This is a genomic window from Micromonospora sp. CNZ299, from assembly GCF_002754415.1.
The window spans coordinates 2,411,550-2,428,464 of sequence record NZ_PEFG01000001.1 but is presented as its reverse complement, the minus strand read 5'-3'; the positions used below and the strand labels follow the sequence as shown (position 1 = coordinate 2,428,464).

Here is a 16,915-nt window from a genome sequence, read left to right as displayed (position 1 = left end):
CTCTTCGTCGTACGTGCACCCTCGGCGGACCTGTCCACGGCAAACCCCCGAAAGCCTAGCCAGCGCCCCGGGTGCCCGCCAAGGTCCGGACGGCCGCGCGAGTCGACCCGGTTCGGCCACGTAGGACGGACGCACCGTCACCTGTTTGGCCGTACCATCTCCCCGGTGACCTCTACCCGCCGGCGGCTGGTGGCCGCGTCCATCCTTCTGTTGGTGGAAACGGTGCTGTTCGCACTCCTCGTCACCGAGTCCCTGGCGGGCGCCATCGTCGCCGCCGGCATCACCTGCCTGTCGTTCTGGGCGCACCTCGTCCTGCACGAGTGCGGGCACCTCGTCGCGGCGAAGCTGCTGCGCCTGGAGGTGGTCGCCGTCCGCATCGCGCCGTTCACCGGGTGGCGCAACCACGTGTCGGTCCGACCTGCGCCGTCGTCGACTGCGTTGCCGCTGCGGATGGTGCTGTTCTACCTCAGTGGCACAGTGGTCAACCTGTGCACCGCGACGGTGCTGGGTGCCGCGACGGCATTGACGAACACACCGGTGACACGCTTCGCGCTGCTCGGCGCAGCACTTCTCGCGGCGCTTCTGGGGCTGGTCAACCTCATTCCCTCGCCCCACAGTGACGGCCGCAACCTGCTCCCCTGGCTTTCGGCGCCGACCGCCACCAGCGCGGCGCTGCGGGCGGCCTACTACCAGGAGGAGATAGACCGAACGCTGCGGGCGATCAGCCATGGGGAGGAGGACGACGGCCACCTCGGAGATCCGGTTCGCGACGGTAACGACACGCGGCTCGCGCTCGCCGCCTTTCAACAACGCTGGAGCACGGGACACGCGCGGTCGACGACGGACTTCATCGCCGACGCCGAGCGACTCGCGGCGCTGGCTCGCGCCGACAGCACCGATCCCGCGACGGCCGCCGCGATCGGGCAGGCGCTCAGCATCCAGTTCGGGTTGTGGTACCTGTACGCCGCGGTGGTGACCAGATCACCTGTCGACCACCGCGAGGTGGTGGAGATCTGGGAACTGGCACAGCTCGGCTCTCAGGTGCAGCCACACAGGTTGGCCGCCCGTGTCGCGATGAGCCTGGCGCACCTGCTCAACCAGCGGCCGGAGCAGGCGCGGGCGCTGCTTCTCGACGTTCGGGCCGGTGTCGACCCACCGGACCTGTGCAGCGTCGCGTTTCTCCTGCGGGCCATCGCCGAGTGCCACCTAGGCAACCACGCCGATGCGGACACCCACATCAGGGCGGCCGGCGGCCGCTACCGGCAACTGACACAGATCGTTGCCACGATCCGGGCGGCCGATCCGGTGCTGCCGTTGTCCGCCCCGGCACCGATGGCTGGCATCTGACCGGTGTGCCGCCAGCCCCAGGTACGGGCGGTGGGGTGGGTCTGCGACGAGTGTGTCAGCGGCCGGCGGAGCGGTTCCACGGCGATCGGGGCAGGGCGGTGCCGGCCACTGGGCGGCGTGCGCGGCGGCGTCTGCGCCGACCGGGGGTGCAGGGCGGGCGGGCAACGGTGTGCACTGCCACGTCGACCGGCGGCGTCGGTCGGCCGATCAGCCAGCAGAGGAAACGTTCCATCGGGAGATCAGCCGACCGGGAGGCGCTCAGCGTCGGACCTGGAGATGTCGTACTGCGCCCCACAGAACGTGCACTGCTGCGCGTACCGGGTGCGGATCGGAATGAGCGGTATGAAGAACAGGGTGAATTTCGTCGAGCGGCGGGTGATCACCTGCGCGGCCTGGTTGCCGCAGTGACGGCAGACCTGCTGCACGACACCGGACCGGTCGACCTTGGTACGCAGACCAAAGATGAAGAACATCGCCCGGCAATACCCACTTCACCCCGAGAACTCACCAGATCCGGCCAGCGAATCAGGACACGCATCGCCGCGGGTGCACAGGATCGTGATCGAGGCGAGGCACTCAGCTGCCGGGCGCCGCCCTCAGTGCCAGGGCCGGCGCTGGTCCAGCTCGCCCGCCAGCCGGCGGAGAAAGTCGCGGAACCCCTGCTCGCTGTGCGACGTCTCGATCTCGTCGGTGAGCGGACCGTCGTACTGCTGCGCCTGGACGATCGCTTCGGCGTACACACCCGGGCCGTCCCCGAAGTAGCGCCGCTCGACCATCGCTGCGGCCATCTGACTGGCGGAGTCGTCGTCCAACTGAGGGGTGAACATCAACCCGTACAGGATCTGGTTGATGACGCCCTTCCAGTTTTGGCTGTCCATTCCATCCACCCTTTCCGACGGGTCAGTTCAACCGGGTACGGCCATCGAAGCCGAAGAGCGGGATGTCTTTGACGCCGTTGCGGCTCAGCTCGTCGGTGACCTGACGCATATGCCCGGGACTGGGTTGGTAGTGCCCGCTGGCGGAGGTCACGTACTGGACCCTACCGTCGACGACCGCGATCTCACCGGCCGCCGCGACCGGCTTACCGTTGCCCAGGGTGGAGTGGTGGAAGTCGCCAACCTGTTGGTAGTTCGAGGCATACATGTTGCCCCGGTCATCCATCACGAAGATGGCCCGGCCGCCGTCCCTGGTCCAGTGGGTGGACGCGGCGCGAGTGTCGAAGGGCTCGCCGTCTTTCGCCTGGCGCAGGATGCCGTCCGAGTCGACGTACACCCGGTGCGCCTCCCGTTCCGCCTCACTGAGCCGACGCACCGAACTGGGCCGAAATGGGTTTCCCGGATGGTCGCCGGCCGTCTCGTACCGGTACTTGTCCAGCATCGGCCGGCCCTGGTAGCGGACCTCCTGCAGCGGTCCGGGCACACCGGGGCGTCCCGGACGCCGACCCGGGCCCTTGCGGTTGAACCTGCGCAGCAACGTCTTGGCGCGGCGAAGCAGTCGCGGAATGATGTCGTTGACGACCCGTTGCACGACCTCCTTGATGATCCGGCGGATCGCGACCCGGGCCAGGCCGATCGCGATCGGAATCTGTGCCAGCGAGCCACCGAGGGTGGGAGTCGCTGCCGCCAGCGCCATGGCGACCTGGATCACCAGGATCGTGAGCTGGACGATCGTGAGGACCTTCTGGGTCAACGTGATCACGGCCATAACGAGCAGGGCGGCGGCGATGAGCTCCGCGGCCTCGGCGCCGTCCTCGATACGGCTGGTCGGGCCCTCCTCGCCACGCCACATCGCCTCGAAGGCGGCGACGTCACGCCCCCGGTTGGTCGCACTCACGACACTCGCTCCGGCGTTCGCCCCGCTGGCCGCCGTGCGCAACGTGCCCGCGAAGGCCATCCACGCCTGGGCGGCCTCGTACAGCAGCTCCTCGTCGGCCTCAGGCCAGGTGAAGCCCACCCAGTTGAGGGCCTCGGCGAGCTCAGCTGGCAGCTGTAGGCCCACCGGGCAGCCCCAGTCTCGTGAACAGGGCCGCGTTGTCGAGGTCACTGCGCTCATGGGCGTCGGCGGCGGCGTCAAGCCTGTCGGCCACACTCAGGAGCTGGTCGGCCATCGAGGCGTAGACGTCAAGAGCGTGTTGCAGCACCTCGGTGTAAGCCGCTCCGAAGACCGTCCCGGCCTCGTCGCCACCCCAGGGACTGGCCGAACCGGTGACTGTGCCCTGCAACCGCTGCACCTCGGCGCCGAGCCGGTCACCGCTGGCCTCGATGCTCCGCGCCGCGGAGTGCAGCGCGGCGACGTCGACCTCTATCGCGTCGGTCATCCGGTCACCGCTGGTCGAGTCGGCGAGTCAACGCGTCCAGGTCACCGATCATCCCGTCAAGCCCACGAGCAGCCTCTGCCGCGACCGCCTCCAACTGCCGACGCATCGCTGTCTGGTCGATGTCACCGCCGAGCAGCTCTTGACGCTGCCGCAGCTCGTCATCCTGGGCGGCGCGCACTGCCTCGATCACGCGGTCGGCGATGGCACGGGTGCCGTGCCGTAGCAGGCGGGGGTCGATCTCCAGCGACTCCAGCCGGCCATACCCGGCCACCGCGGCCTCGACCAGCCCGTCGGCGGCGGTGCCGCGCCCGCGCAGCTCGCCCTCGCCGGGTGGCACAACTGGTGGTGACGTCGACTCCATCGGTGTCGACGGACCGGCGACCCGGCCCAACAAACGCATTGCCGCTTCCAGCGAATGCCCGACCGCTGTGTGATCTGCATGCTCTGGACCTGCCACCCGCACCGCCCCGGCCGCCGACTCGACACTGACTCAGCCGACTGTACCGATCAGCTGGCCACTTGGCAGACCCGTCGTCCGGTCCCTCCACCTTGGACGCCGATGGCTCGGTCTGCCCAAGGTGGAGGTGACCGGGGACGTCGAAGTCAGCTGGCCGGCTGGGGCTCCAGGCCGGGGATCTCGGCGGGGAGCCAGATCGGCTGCCAGTCCGGCACCTCGTGGAAGCGGCGCAGCTCGGCCAGCCCGGAAACCGACCCGGTCCAGGCCGCGTACGGCGGGTTGGTCTCGTCGAAGCCGCTCTGCACGAACGTCAGCGTGGTCCGGCCACCGGACTCGGCCAGCTCCCAGCTGGTGACGCCGACCGGGCCCCAGTCGACGGACATCTTCCGGCCCGGCTCCAGGTCGACCACCTTGGCCGCGTAACCGGCGTCGAACCCGCCCATGGCGTACCGGCCGCCGACCCAGGGCTCGATGCCGATCGGGTAGCCGAACCAGGCGCTGGCCTGCTCGGAGTCGGTCAGCGACTCCCACACCTTGTCGGCCGGGGCCGCGATGACCAGCTCACCGCGCAGGTCGGCGGAGGTGAAGTCGGTGCGGGGCAGCAACGGCCGGCCCTCCAGGTGGGCCGCCAGGTTGGCGATGCACAGCGACCAGTACGTCTGGAGCACGCCCCGGATGCTGGAGCCGCTCATCGCCTCGGCGAAGTCGAAGTGGCTCTGGGTCAGCGTCAGCACGGTGCTGTCCGTGCCCTCGGCGGTCAACTGGAACTCGGTGGTGGTCTCCACGCCGTCGAGCAGCCAGCTGAAGCGCAGGGTGTCGTCGTCGGCGTGCAGCAGCCGCTGATGCGGGGCGTCACCCTCGGGGGTGTAGCGGCCCCAGAACTCGTACCGCTGGGGCAGCTCGACCTCGGCGTGCTCGGCCAGCCAGAGACGCAGCTCGGCCGGGTCGGTCAGGGCCTCGCGGACGCGCCCGACGGGCGCGGAGAGACGGGCCTGGACCTTCAACGGGTCACTCATTGTCATTTCCTTTCGGATAGCAGGCGACGGCGAGCTTGAAGGCGTCTCCTTCACTGCCGCCGTAACGGGCGAACAGGTCCTGAAGTGCGGTTTGCAGGTCGTGCATGAACTGCGGGCGAAGCTCTGCCGGCACCCGGATCTCGCCGGAGACGCCGATCGAGGGCAGCTCGGGGGCGGCCCGGTCCAGGGCCGCCACGTCGGCCTGGACCTCTTCCATCAGGTCGAGCAGGTAGCCCAGGCTCAGCTCGTCGCGGGCCCGGCGCAGCCCGATCCGGCCGACGAGCCGGGGCGACAGCCAGTAGGACCGGGCGGCGGCCTGGTAGATGCCCTCGGTGATCCCGCGGACCTTGCGCTCGTTGACCAGCTCGACCAGGCCGGCCGCGACGAGCTGCTTGACGTGGTAGTAGACGCGCTGTGGCGTCTGGTCGAGTCGGGCCGCGACCTCGGTGCAGGTGCGCGGTTCGGCCAGTTGTCGCAGCACCTCGACGCGCTGCGGCTTGAGCAGGACTTCGGCCTGCTCGATCTGCTCCAGGTACAGGACGTCTCTCATGGCAAAATCAGTTTGTACGTACAAAACTTGTTTGTCAATCGGTTCGCGAGAAGCCGCGCCGACTTTCTCGACGCGGCTTCAGGCAACGGTCAGCAGGTGATCAGGGCAACCAGTCCGGTCGCAGCGGATAGCCGTTCACACCGTCCGGGCCGTTGTGCGTGGCCAGCACCTGGTGCAGCTGGATGCCGTTGCGCTCGAACGCCATCCGCGACCCGGCCATGTACAGCCCCCACACCCGGGCGGTGCCCGCACCCACCTCGGACACACAGAAGTCCCAGTGCTCGACCAGGTTGCGACACCAGGCTGCCAGCGTCAGCGCGTAGTGCTGGCGCAGGTTCTCCTCGTGGTGCACCTCGAAGCCGGCGTCGTGCACCTCGCTGATCAACCGGCCCGGACCGGCCAACTCGCCGTCCGGGAAGACGTACCGGTCGATGAACGCGCCGGAGCGGTGCGGCGCCCGATTGTCCGCGCGGGTGATGCAGTGGTTGAGCAGGCGGCCGCCCTGCCGCAGCCGACTGCGCAACGCCCCGAAGTAGGCCGGGTAGTTGCGCACCCCGATGTGCTCGGTCAGCCCGATCGAGGAGATGGCGTCGAACTGCTCCGGCGGCGCGTCCCGGTAGTCCAGGTGTCGCACCTCGGCCAGCCCGGTCAGCCCCTCCCGCTCGATCGCGGCCTGCGCCCACTGCGCCTGTGCCTGCGACAGGGTCACCCCGAGCGCCTTGACGCCGTACTCACGCGCGGCGTGCCGCACCATGCCGCCCCAGCCGCAGCCCACATCCAGCAGCCGCATGCCCTTCTTGAGCCCCAGCTTGCCGGCGACCAGGTCGTACTTCGCGGCCTGGGCCTGCTCCAGCGTGTCGTCCGGAGACCGGTAGACCGCGCAGGTGTACGTCATCGACGGGCCGAGCACCTTCTCGTAGAAGGCGTTGGAGACGTCGTAGTGGTGGGAGATCGCCGTGCTGTCGCGCACCCGGGAGTGCCGCATCCCGTTCATCACACGCTTCCAGCGCGGCAACGCCTCCTGCGGAGGTGCCGGTGGCGGCATCAGCCGCTCCCAGCCCAGCCCACGCACCAGCGCCAGCCCCTCGGCCAGCGACGGTGGGCGCAACCGCAGCTCGTCCTTGAGCACCCGCAACGCCTCGTACGGGTCGCCCGGGTGCACACCCTGCAACGCCAGGTCGCCGCTGACGTAGGCCCGGGCCATGCCCAGGTCACCGGGCGCGGTGAGCAGATAGGACAAACCCCGCTCGGATTGGATCGCCAGGGTGATGCCCGCGTCGGACGGGCCGACGGAGCTGCCGTCGTACCCGGTGATCCGCACCGGCAACGGCCCTGAGGTGACCGCGCGGATGACATCCGCCACGGTCGGACCCGTTTGCCGGCCCCCCGCCGGTGGGGTGGCGGGGACGCTCGCCGCCCCCTGATCTCTGTCGGTCAGGCTCATGCTCGTGCTACCGCCTTTTCGTACAGTCCCGTCAGCCGGTGGTCCGGGTCGTAGCGGTCTTTCACCGCGCGCCACGTGTCGCCGCCGTAGAGGCGATCGAAGGCGTCCCGGTCGTAGTACGCGTCGGAGTAGAGCGACTTGTGCCCGCCCGACTCCGACACCCTGCGTTCGATCGTGCGGTTGACGTCGCCGTCGGCGGCGCCCGGCGCGATCGGCACGCTCCCCCAGAACCCGATGTTGACGTAGTCCTGCCCCGGCCGGAGTGGATACAGCGGCCAGGACCGTGCCGAGCCGGGCCCCGCCGGCTCACGCAGTCGCAACGGACACAGCCACACCGGGTTCATCCCCACTGCGCTGGCAAACCAACGCAGGAAGTCAGCCGTCTCACCCAGCGGGATCTCCACGTCCTGCACGACCCGCTCCCGGGCCGGTTGCCCGCGCAGCCGGTCGATCCGGGCCGCCACCTGGTGTCGGTGCTCAAGACGGACCAGCCGGTGGTAGAAGTCGCTGCGCCGGTAACGCGCCGGCCAGAACCTGCGCATGACCGGGTGCTGCGCACCGAACGCCGCCGAGCACCAGAACCAGTCGGTGTCCCAGCGCCAGAGATAGTCGTGCGCGGTGAGCACGTCGCGGGTGCGCTGGCGCAGCGACCGGTAGTAGATCGCCTGACCGGTGTAGTCGCTGGGCGGGCCGGCCGCGTCGGTGAACGTGGCCAGCACCAGGTACGCCTCACCGGGGCTGAACATCACCCCGTCCATCGCGTCGACCGGCTCGCCGGCCCAGGATCGGGTCGCGGTCACCTCGGCGATCGCGTCGGTGAGCGCCTCCAGCTGGGTGAACCGGACGTTGCGCAACGCCACGTACCGGCCGACCGGTTGCAGCTCGATGCGCAGCCGGGTGGCGTAGCCGAGGCTGCCCAGCGAGTTGGGGAACGCGGCGAACAGGTCGGCGTGCTCCCCGTCGGGTCGGGCGGTGACGATCTCGCCGGAGCCGGTGAGCACGTCCAGCTCCCGGACCGACTCGTGCGGCAGGCCGTTGCGGAACGAGGTCGACTCGATCCCGAGGCCGGTCACCGCACCGCCCAACGTGATGGTGCGCAACTGTGGCACCACCAGCGGCATCAGCCCGTGTGGCAGGGTCGCGTCGACCAGGTCCTCGTACGTGCACATGCCCTGCACGTCGGCGGTGCGGCCGGTCGGGTCGACCGACAGCACGCCGTTCAGGCCACTCACGTCGAGCCCCGGAGTCCGGGGAGCGGACCGGGGGCGGAACAGGTTGGAAGTGCGTTTGGCCAGCCGGACAGGCTCGCCCGTGGGCACCGCGGCGTACGACCGTCGCAGCGTGTCCACCGCTTGATCATGGTCAATGGGGTGATCCACACGCTCAGCGCGCATGTGATCACCTTACGCTCGCGTTCCAAAATCCGTGGGACGTCGGCGATGGGAGTTTCCCGTCCGCTGACCGGCTCGGCCGTTACCGTGGCGGGCATGCCATCGCCCGCGATCGCCGCCCTGGAAGCAGCCCAACTGCCATATCGGCTGGTCAGCCGCGGTGAGGCCGGCAGCCTCGCGGAGGCTGCCGCGGCCCAGGGTGTGGCCGTCGCCGATGTGGTGAAGACGATCGTGGTCCGCCGGAGTGCGGACGATCACCTGTTCGTGCTCACCCCCGGGGACCGGGTCGTCTCGTGGCCCAAGCTGCGCGCCCTGCTCGGGGTGCAGCGGCTGTCCATGCCCGACGCGGCGGGCGCACTGGCCGCCACCGGTTACGAACGCGGCACCATCACCCCGTTCGGCGCGAGCACGGCCTGGCCGGTGATCGCCGACGAGCGACTGCGCGGCCGGGAGATCAGTCTCGGCGCCGGTGAACGCGGCCTCGCCATCGCCGCCGACGCCGATGCCGTGATCGCCGCCCTCGACGCCACAGTGGCCGACGTCACCGACCCGCAGCCGACCCGCTGAGCGCTGCCGACGTCACTGCCACGGCCTAGTGTTGGAGACATGCCAAAAGCCGTGTGGAACGACCTGGTCGTCGCCGAGAGCGACGACACCGTGCTGGTGGAGGGCAACCACTACTTCCCCCGCTCCGCCCTGCGCGACGACCTGATCCGGGAGTCCGCGACGCACACCGTCTGCCCGTGGAAGGGCACCGCCTCGTACTACACCCTTGAGCACGAGGGCAGCACCAGCGCGGACGCCGTCTGGTATTACCCGGAGCCCAAGCCGGACGCCGAGATGGTGCGTGACCGGGTGGCGTTCTGGAAGGACGTCCGGGTCGTCGACTGACCGCCGGGCTGGCTCCGGTGCGCCGCCGTGGGCGAGGATGGCGCGTATGTCCGCGCCCCACGAACGCCCCGACCCCGCCGGCACCGTCTACGGCGGGCGACAGGCACGCCGCCCCGGGCCGCTGGCCGACCCGCTGCTGCGGGTCGCGGTGGCTGTCGGGGTCGTCGGCGCGCTCCTCGGGGTGGTCTTCGCCACCGGGCTGCTCGACGGGCAGGACGAGCAGCCCGTGCCGGCGACGGTCGGCGCGTCGTCCAGCGCCGCGGCGCCGACCGACCCGGCGGCTGACCCGAGCGCCCCGGCCGAGCCGTCACCGACCCCGTCGGCGACCCCGGCCGGGCCACCCACCGGGCCCCGGGTGCTCCGGGTCGCCTCCGGGCTCTGCCTCGGGCTCGACGGCGACGGCGAGAAGGCCGGCGCCCAGTTGGCCGCGTGCAGCGGCGGCCCGGAGCAGCAGTGGGTGGTCAACCCGGTCGGCGCGGACGTGCTGACGTTGACCAACGCGGCCCACGGGCAGTGCCTGGACGTCGAGGGTGGCAGCCGGGACGACGGCGCACGGGTGGTGCAGTGGCCCTGCCACGGCGAGGCCAACCAGCAGTGGCGGCTCACCGCGACCGGCACCGGCCCGGTGCTGCTGGTCGCGGCGCACAGCGGCAAGTGCGCGCAGGCCGACGACGACGGCGTCGAGGCGGGCGACGAGGTCCGGCAGCGGCCCTGCGACGGCCGGCCGGCCCAGCAGTGGACCGTGAGCTGACCGACCGCAGTCGCTGCCGCCGGCCCGGCCTCAGCCTCGGAAGCTCCACGCCTTCGGGGCGGTCGCGGCGGCCAGCACGGCCTCCGGCACCGGCCGGCCCGGTCGCCGACGCAGCAGCAACGACAGTCCGGCCGCGCCGATCGACAGCGCACCCGCCACGTACCAGGCCATGGCGTAGTCGCCGAGCCGGTCGCGGACCAGCCCCGCACCGGTCGCCGCGACCGCCGCGCCGAGTTGGTGCGCTGCGAACACCCAGCCGAACACCACCGCTCCGGCGCCACCGAAATACTCCCGGCACAACGCCACGGTCGGCGGCACGGTGGCCACCCAGTCCAGGCCGTAGAAGACGATGAACACCAGCATGGTCGGCTCGGCGGTGCCGGAGAACAGGCTCGGCAGCACCAGCAGGGACGCCCCACGCAGCGCGTAGTACATGCCGAGCAGCAACCGACTGTCCACCCGGTCGGTGAGCCAGCCGGAGGCGATAGTGCCGACGATGTCGAAGAGCCCAACCAGGGCGAGCAGCCCGGCCGCCGTGGTCTGGGCCATGCCGTGGTCGTGCGCCGCCGGCACGAAGTGGGTGCCGACCAGGCCGTTGGTCGTCGCGCCGCAGATCGCGAACCCCCCGGCCAGCAGCCAGAACGGGCGGGTCCGGGCCGCGGTCGCCAGCGCACCCAGCGCCCGGGCCGCCGCGCCGCCGGTCGCCGGGGGCGCCGGGACGACCTCGTCCGCCCCGTAGGCGGGCAGACCGAGATCCGCCGGGTGCTCGCGCAGGAACCACACCACCAGGGGTACGACCGCCAGCGCGGCTCCGGCCACGACGAGTGCCGCCGTACGCCAGCCGTGGTCGCGCACCAGGATGGCGATCAGTGGCAGGAACACCAGTTGTCCGGCGGCCCCGCCGGCGGTCAGCACCCCGGTGACCAGGCCCCTTCGCCGGACGAACCAGCGCCCGGTGATGGTGGCCACGAACGCCAGCGCCATCGACCCGGTGCCCAGGCCGACCAGCACACCCCAGCAGAGCAGGAGCTGCCAGCTGGCGCTCATGAAGACAGTCAGCCCGCTGCCCGCGGCGACCAGCAGCAGCGCCACCGAGACCACCCGGCGGATGCCGAACCGGTCCATCAGGGCGGCGGCGAACGGCGCGGTCAGCCCGTAGAGCAGCAGGTTGACCGAGACGGCCGCGGAGATCGTGGCCAGTGGCCAGCCGAACTCCTCGTGCAGCGGGTGCAGCAGCACCGACGGGGTGGCGCGGAAGCCGGCAGCACCGACCAGCGCCACGAAGGCGACGGCGGCGACCAGCCAGGCGGGATGCAGACGGCGGTTCTTGAACACGGCACCAGTCTGGGCGGGGCCGTACGGCACGACGAGTGGCCGGAAAGCCATCATGCGCAATAATCGGGCCATGACCGTTCGCCCGCACCGGATCGCCGTACTCGCCCTGGACCACGTGGTCGGCCTGGACCTCGGCACCCCCGCGCAGGTCTTCAGCACCGCCCAGGCCGCCGACCAGACGCCGTTCTACGACGTGCGGGTGTGCACCCCGGGCGGGCGCCCGGTGCGCAGCACCGCCGGCTTCCAGGTGGTCCCCGACCATGGTCTGGAACTGCTCGACACCGCCGACACGGTGATCGTCCCGGGCATCCACGACGGCACCGCGTTGATCTCGGGCACCGTCGAGCCGGAGGTCGCCGAGGCGCTGCGTGGGGCACACGAGCGGGGTGTCCGGATCATGTCGATCTGCACGGGAGCGTTCGTGCTGGCCGCCGCCGGGCTGCTCGACGGGCGTCGGGCGACGACCCACTGGGCGTACGCCGAGCGGTTCCGCAGCCTGCACGGCCGGGTGGACCTCGACCCGGGCGTGCTCTTCATCGCCGACGATCAGGTGCTCACCTCCGCCGGGGTCGCCGCCGGCATCGACCTCTGCCTGCACGTCATCCGCCTCGACCACGGCAGCGAGGTGGCCAACCGGGCCGCGCGGCGCTGCGTGATGCCGCCGTGGCGCGACGGTGGCCAGGCGCAGTACATCGAACGGCCTGTGCCGAAGGCCACCGACACCAGCACCGCGAGCGCGCGGGAGTGGGCGCGGCAGCGGCTGCACGAGCCGATCGCGCTGCGCGACCTGGCGGAGCAGGCGCGGATGAGCGTGCGCACCTTCACCCGGCGCTTCCGGTCGGAGACCGGCCTGAGCCCAGCCCAGTGGATGCTGCAACAGCGCACCGACCACGCGCGACTGCTGCTGGAGACGACCGACCTCACCGTCGACCAGATCGCCCACCGCTCGGGTTTCGGCACCACCGCCGCCCTGCGCCAGCAGCTCCACCAACGCATCGGCGTAGCGCCCTCGACCTACCGCCGCACCTTCCACCCACGAAGCGAGCTGATCGGCGGCTGATCCCCCGGCTGCTCGCCGCGGCCGCCCGCCGCCTACCGCCGCCAGATGCCGGCTGCCTGGCGGAAACGGCCGCCCCATGCGCTCGCTCGGCGCAGCCATCCCTCACCGGCGTGACGAGGCCCCTGACCGCGCCCGTCATCCCAGCGAGCGTGATACCTGTGAGTCATTTTGATGACTCACCGGTATCACGCTCGACAGACCGGTCGTCCAAGCCGCGCGAGGCCCGAACGACCGCGCGCGGACGACACGTCTCAGAGGCGGCGCAGCATGTGGAGTTGGGCCTGGTGCTTGGGGAGGTGGACCCGGGCGTGCAGGTCAAGGGTGCGGGACCAGGGCAGCGACTCGTCGACGATGAGGTCGAATCCCTCGCGTAGGTGGGTCTCGACCGGGGTCTCCGCCGCCAGGCCGAGCCGGTCGACGAGGCCGCACAGCCGGTCGCTCGTGCCGTCCAGCAGAGCGGTCAGGCCACGTAGGCCGCCCTGCTCGGCGGCCAACGCGTCGAGCTGCGGACGGTGGATGTCGTCCAGGTCGTAGTAGGCGAACGGCGACCCGGCCAGCAGCGCCTCGGTGGCCTGGATCATCAGCTCGTCGTTGGCGACCAGGTGCGCCACGATCTGCTCGGCGGTGAGCTGCCCCTCCGGCGGCGACTCGAATTCCGCCCCGTCGATCTCGGCCAGAACCCCGCCGTAAGCCCGCCGCAGCCCTCCACTCTCCACACCCCAAGTCAACCCCGCCCCACCCCGTCGATCATGGAGTTGTGGTGCCCGGTTCACCCAGACGGGAGACGTTTGTCCCCCACCACAACTCCATGATCGACGACGGCGGGGGGCGGGGGCGCTTAGCGGCGGGATTGGCGGGAGCGGAGGTAGTCGGAGACCACGTACTCGCCGAGGTCGTCGGTGTCCGGCGTGAACATCCGGCCCCGACTGCGGCGGGCCACCGCGTCCACGAAACGCCGCAGGCCCGGGTCATCGCCGAGCATGAACAGGTTGAGCGTGGCGCCGTAGCGACTCAGCCGGTCCACCTCGCGAACCGTCGCCTCGATCGTCTCCGGCAGCGGCGGCCAGTGGAACAGCGCCTCCCCGTCGTCCGGGTCGAGGTGGGCGGTCGGCTCGCCGTCGGTGACGACCAGGACCACCGGCTCGGCGTCCGGGTGTCGGCGCAGGTGCCGACCAGCCAACCGCAGCGCGTGCTGGAGGTTGGTGCCCTGTTCCCCGTCCGGCTCGACGGCGGCCAGCTCCTGCTGGGTCAGCGTCGTCGCCTCCCGGCCGAAGCCCACGATCTGCAGGGCGTCCTGCGGGAAACGCGTCTCCATGAGGTGCGCCAGTGCCAGCGCCGTCTGCTTCATCGGCCCCCAACGCCCCTGAGAGATCATCGAGTACGACAGGTCGACGCAGAGCACCACCGCCGCCGAGGCCCGCTTCTCGGTCTCCACCACCTCGAAGTCGTCCACCGCGAGCTGCACCGGAACCGTCGGCCCGGCCCGGCTGACCGCCCGGGTCAACGTCCGGACCACGTCCAACGGCTGCTCGTCGCCGTACTCCCAGGGTCGTGACGCACCGCTGACCTCGCCGGCGGCCCCCGCCGAGCGCAGGTCGTGCTGGCCGCGCGGCCCGGCGGTCAGGTCGGAGAAGACCCGTCGCAGCGCGGTCCCGCCGAGCCGGCGCAGCGCCTTCGGGCTCAGCGTGAGCCCTTCGGCGTCCCGGCTCACCCAGCCCTGCCGGCGAAGCTCCCGCTCCAGATCGCGCAGTCGGCGGACGTCGTCGGCGGCGTCCCGTCCCAGCGTCCGGGCCACCGCGTCGACGTCCACGTCGTCCAGGGTCGCCCCGGGGTGTTCCTGGTCGAGCTGGTCCAGCAGGTCGTCCAGGTCGCCGATCTCACCCAACGCGCCGGCCGCGTCGGCGTAGTCCAGTGGCTGGTCGCCCCGGACCCGTTCGCCACGCCCCCAGCGCAGGTCGGGCCGCAGTGCCCGCAGGTTCGCGTCGAGCGCTGACAACTCCCCGGAGAGGCGGTCGCCGAGCGACTGCTGCATCAGACCGGCCAGCTCGGCGCGCTGCCGGTCGGAGAGCGAGTTCATCAGCCGCTCACCGGCCGCCGAGCGGCGGGCCAGCACGTCGATCAGCTCGTCGACCGTTTCCGGCTTCTCCGGGAAGAAGTCGCCGTGTCTGCGCATGAACTCGGCGAACGCGTCGGTGGTGTCCTCCGCGCGACCGTGCCGGGCCAGCAGGTCGTTCAGGTCGCCCATCATCTCGGCGAGCCGCTGCTGGGCGGCCGGGTCGGCGGACGCGCGCACGGCGTCGCGCAGCCCGGCGAACCGCTGACCGAGCACGTCGTCGCGAAGTTGGTCGAGGATCTGCTGGTACGAGCGGCGGGCCTCGTCGCTGGCCCACTGGTAGCCGGACAGCTCCTCCACCGCCCGCGCGGTGGAACGGGGCAGGTTGTCCAGCACCGACTCGGCGAACCGCGCGGCGTCGTCGTCGCGCCCGCGCAACTCGTCCCGCTCGGCGGCGAGAGCCTGGTCGAGCAGAGCCTGGGCCCTGGTCACCGCGCCGTCCAGGTCACCGCGACGCAGCGCCTCCCGGCGCAGCCGCCGAGCCCGGGCGGCCAGGTCGTCCAGCCCACCCCGCCCCTGGGGGCCACGGCGCAGCAGATCGCGCAGCGCCTCCCGCAGGCTTCCGCCGGCCAGCACCTCAGCGCCGACCGCGTCCACCGCCTCACGCACGTCGTACGGGGGTGCGAGCGGGTCGGGCCCGCCGTTCCACTGCCCGTACCGGAACCGGTTGCCGGCCACGGTCAGCCCCGGCCGCCGTAGACGGTGCGCCCGGAGTCGGTGACGTCCTTGCCGAGCCGGCGGGTCAGGTGCAGCCCTTCCAGCACGAACTCGACGGCAGCCGCCGCCTCCTCCGGGGTGGGCGCGTCGCCCAGGCCGAGCCGGTCGAGGACCTTCGCCAGGCCGGGCACGGTGCCGACCTGGCGCAGCAGCTCGGAGGCGCTGACCAGCTCTCCGGTCTCGATCGCCGCGCCGTCCTCGACGAGCGCCGTGAAGCCGGACAGGTCCAACCCGGCCAGGTGCGCGCGGAACGTCTCGGCGGTCGCGGTCCGCAGCAGGTGGGCGAGGATCTCGATCTCCCGCCCCTCCTCGCCGCTCTCGAACTCGACCTTGCCGCGCAGGGTGCTGGTCACCGACACGGCGTCGCCGACCCGGGCCACCGCCGCCTCGGGCCGCCCGTCCGGGGTGGTGGTGGCGGCGAGCAGACCGGCGCGGCGCAGCGCGGCGCCGGCGACCGTCTCGGCGGCGGCGATGGCGAACCGGGCGGAGACCCCGGAGCGCGGGTCCACCGACGGCGACTCCCGCACCGCGCGGGCGAAGCGGGCCAGCACCTCCAGGACGTGCTCCGGCACGGCGGCGACCAGGTCGGCCTCCTGCCGGATGAGGTCCAGCTCCAGGTCCAGGTCGACCGGGTAGTGGGTGCGGATCTCCGCGCCGAACCGGTCCTTGAGCGGCGTGATGATCCGGCCCCGGTTGGTGTAGTCCTCCGGGTTGGCGCTGGCGACCAGGAGCAGGTCCAGCGGAAGCCGCAGCTGGTAGCCACGGACCTGGATGTCCCGCTCCTCCAGCACGTTGAGCAGCGCCACCTGGATCCGCTCGGCCAGGTCGGGCAGCTCGTTGACGGCGAAGATGCCGCGGTTGGTGCGCGGCACCAACCCGAAGTGGATGGTCTCCGGGTCGCCGAGGGTGCGGCCCTGGGCGATCCGGATCGGGTCCACGTCACCGATCAGGTCGCCGACGCTGGTGTCCGGGGTGGCGAGCTTCTCGCCGTAGCGCATCGAGCGGTGCAGCCAGCCGACCGGCTGGTCGTCGCCGGCCTCGGCGACCTGGGCACGGGAAGCCGGGGTGAGCGGGTGCATGGGGTGCTCGTTGAGCACCGAGCCGGGGATGACCGGGGTCCACTCGTCGAGCAGCGCGCCGAGTGCGCGGATCAGTCGGGTCTTGCCCTGGCCGCGCTCACCGAGCAGCACCATGTCGTGCCCGGCGAGCAGCGCCCGCTCGACCTCGGGCAGCACGCTGTCGTCGTAGCCGACGATGCCGGGGAAACGGGCCTCGCCGGAGCGCATCCGGGCGAGGAGGTTGTCGCGGAGTTCCTGCTTGACGGTGCGGTACTGGTGACCGGCCGCCCGAAGCGCGCCGAGCGTGCCGGGCAGGTCGGCCGGTGGAACCGGGATTACCGGGGTAGGCGCAGTCACCCGACCCACGCTAGCTCACCCCGGAGTCGACCTACGCCAATACGGAAAGTGATATCCGAGACGCCCTCTTGATGCGCCGATCGGCGGGCTGTGGCAGGCCGTCTCCGCCCC

The 16,915-nt window shown here is 71.5% G+C and carries 18 protein-coding genes; 5 read left to right on the top strand and 13 right to left on the bottom strand.

Annotated features, from left to right (window positions below; genetic code table 11):
* Positions 1 to 165: 165 nt before the first annotated feature.
* On the top strand, positions 166 to 1,347 hold the full coding sequence (locus CLT68_RS11690; RefSeq protein ID WP_486482140.1) for a zinc metalloprotease: 1,182 nt from the start codon (positions 166 to 168) through the stop codon (positions 1,345 to 1,347).
* Positions 1,348 to 1,586: 239 nt separating this feature from the next.
* Here the strand turns inward: CLT68_RS11690 and CLT68_RS11685 are convergent, their stop codons facing one another.
* From CLT68_RS11685 to CLT68_RS11645, 9 genes are all read right to left on the bottom strand, one after another.
* Positions 1,587 to 1,820 (bottom strand): zinc-ribbon domain-containing protein, encoded by a 234-nt coding sequence (locus CLT68_RS11685; RefSeq protein WP_088946359.1) that lies wholly within the window; start codon positions 1,818 to 1,820, stop codon positions 1,587 to 1,589.
* A 123-nt stretch (positions 1,821 to 1,943) separates the two neighbouring features.
* Positions 1,944 to 2,225: a hypothetical protein gene (locus tag CLT68_RS11680; protein ID WP_088946358.1), complete on the bottom strand. Its 282-nt coding sequence runs from the start codon at positions 2,223 to 2,225 to the stop codon at positions 1,944 to 1,946.
* 22 nt (positions 2,226 to 2,247) lie between these two features.
* Positions 2,248 to 3,345: a WXG100-like domain-containing protein gene (locus tag CLT68_RS11675; RefSeq protein WP_099850782.1), complete on the bottom strand. Its 1,098-nt coding sequence runs from the start codon at positions 3,343 to 3,345 to the stop codon at positions 2,248 to 2,250.
* Positions 3,323 to 3,664 carry a WXG100 family type VII secretion target gene (locus tag CLT68_RS11670; protein ID WP_099850780.1) on the bottom strand — a complete coding sequence of 114 codons (342 nt, stop codon included), beginning with the start codon at positions 3,662 to 3,664 and terminating at the stop codon, positions 3,323 to 3,325. Before CLT68_RS11670 ends, CLT68_RS11675 begins: the two co-directional genes overlap by 23 nt.
* 4 nt (positions 3,665 to 3,668) lie before the next feature.
* Positions 3,669 to 4,064: a YbaB/EbfC family nucleoid-associated protein gene (locus tag CLT68_RS11665; RefSeq protein WP_099850778.1), complete on the bottom strand. Its 396-nt coding sequence runs from the start codon at positions 4,062 to 4,064 to the stop codon at positions 3,669 to 3,671.
* 203 nt (positions 4,065 to 4,267) lie between these two features.
* Positions 4,268 to 5,137: an SRPBCC family protein gene (locus tag CLT68_RS11660; protein ID WP_099850776.1), complete on the bottom strand. Its 870-nt coding sequence runs from the start codon at positions 5,135 to 5,137 to the stop codon at positions 4,268 to 4,270.
* Positions 5,130 to 5,687, bottom strand: a complete 558-nt coding sequence (locus CLT68_RS11655) for a winged helix-turn-helix domain-containing protein (RefSeq protein WP_099850774.1) — start codon at positions 5,685 to 5,687, stop codon at positions 5,130 to 5,132. The genes CLT68_RS11660 and CLT68_RS11655 overlap by 8 nt, the downstream gene beginning before the upstream one ends.
* A 100-nt stretch (positions 5,688 to 5,787) precedes the next feature.
* The gene (locus CLT68_RS11650) at positions 5,788 to 7,131 is read right to left on the bottom strand and encodes a class I SAM-dependent methyltransferase (protein WP_099850773.1); all 1,344 of its coding nucleotides are present in this window, start codon (positions 7,129 to 7,131) and stop codon (positions 5,788 to 5,790) included.
* Positions 7,128 to 8,525 (bottom strand): FAD-binding oxidoreductase, encoded by a 1,398-nt coding sequence (locus CLT68_RS11645; protein WP_099850771.1) that lies wholly within the window; start codon positions 8,523 to 8,525, stop codon positions 7,128 to 7,130. The genes CLT68_RS11650 and CLT68_RS11645 overlap by 4 nt, the downstream gene beginning before the upstream one ends.
* Before the next feature lie 93 nt (positions 8,526 to 8,618).
* Here CLT68_RS11645 and CLT68_RS11640 point away from each other — a divergent pair, with 93 nt between their 5' ends.
* Genes CLT68_RS11640 through CLT68_RS11630 form a run of 3 tightly spaced genes read left to right on the top strand, consistent with a single transcriptional unit; the run spans position 8,619 to position 10,164 of the window.
* Positions 8,619 to 9,089 (top strand): aminoacyl-tRNA deacylase, encoded by a 471-nt coding sequence (locus CLT68_RS11640; RefSeq protein ID WP_088946353.1) that lies wholly within the window; start codon positions 8,619 to 8,621, stop codon positions 9,087 to 9,089.
* A 39-nt stretch (positions 9,090 to 9,128) separates the two neighbouring features.
* Positions 9,129 to 9,413, top strand: coding sequence for a DUF427 domain-containing protein (locus tag CLT68_RS11635; protein WP_074317101.1), 285 nt, complete (start codon positions 9,129 to 9,131; stop codon positions 9,411 to 9,413).
* 46 nt (positions 9,414 to 9,459) lie between these two features.
* The gene (locus CLT68_RS11630; protein WP_099850769.1) at positions 9,460 to 10,164 is read left to right on the top strand and encodes an RICIN domain-containing protein; all 705 of its coding nucleotides are present in this window, start codon (positions 9,460 to 9,462) and stop codon (positions 10,162 to 10,164) included.
* Between the two features lie 30 nt (positions 10,165 to 10,194).
* Here CLT68_RS11630 and CLT68_RS11625 read toward each other — a convergent pair whose 3' ends face one another.
* Positions 10,195 to 11,550, bottom strand: a complete 1,356-nt coding sequence (locus tag CLT68_RS11625) for an MFS transporter (protein ID WP_247671280.1) — start codon at positions 11,548 to 11,550, stop codon at positions 10,195 to 10,197.
* A gap of 1 nt (position 11,551) precedes the next feature.
* Between CLT68_RS11625 and CLT68_RS11620 the strand changes: the two genes are divergently transcribed.
* Positions 11,552 to 12,559: a DJ-1/PfpI family protein gene (locus CLT68_RS11620; protein ID WP_099850767.1), complete on the top strand. Its 1,008-nt coding sequence runs from the start codon at positions 11,552 to 11,554 to the stop codon at positions 12,557 to 12,559.
* 251 nt (positions 12,560 to 12,810) lie between these two features.
* Here CLT68_RS11620 and CLT68_RS11615 read toward each other — a convergent pair whose 3' ends face one another.
* The 3 genes from CLT68_RS11615 to CLT68_RS11605 all read right to left on the bottom strand — a co-directional run bounded on the left by CLT68_RS11615 (position 12,811) and on the right by CLT68_RS11605 (position 16,813).
* Complete coding sequence (locus CLT68_RS11615) at positions 12,811 to 13,275, bottom strand: hypothetical protein (RefSeq protein WP_099850765.1); 465 nt, start codon at positions 13,273 to 13,275, stop codon at positions 12,811 to 12,813.
* Between the two features lie 122 nt (positions 13,276 to 13,397).
* The gene (locus CLT68_RS11610) at positions 13,398 to 15,350 is read right to left on the bottom strand and encodes a vWA domain-containing protein (RefSeq protein ID WP_099850763.1); all 1,953 of its coding nucleotides are present in this window, start codon (positions 15,348 to 15,350) and stop codon (positions 13,398 to 13,400) included.
* 2 nt (positions 15,351 to 15,352) lie between these two features.
* Positions 15,353 to 16,813, bottom strand: coding sequence for a sigma 54-interacting transcriptional regulator (locus tag CLT68_RS11605; RefSeq protein WP_099850761.1), 1,461 nt, complete (start codon positions 16,811 to 16,813; stop codon positions 15,353 to 15,355).
* Between the last annotated feature and the right edge of the window lie 102 nt (positions 16,814 to 16,915).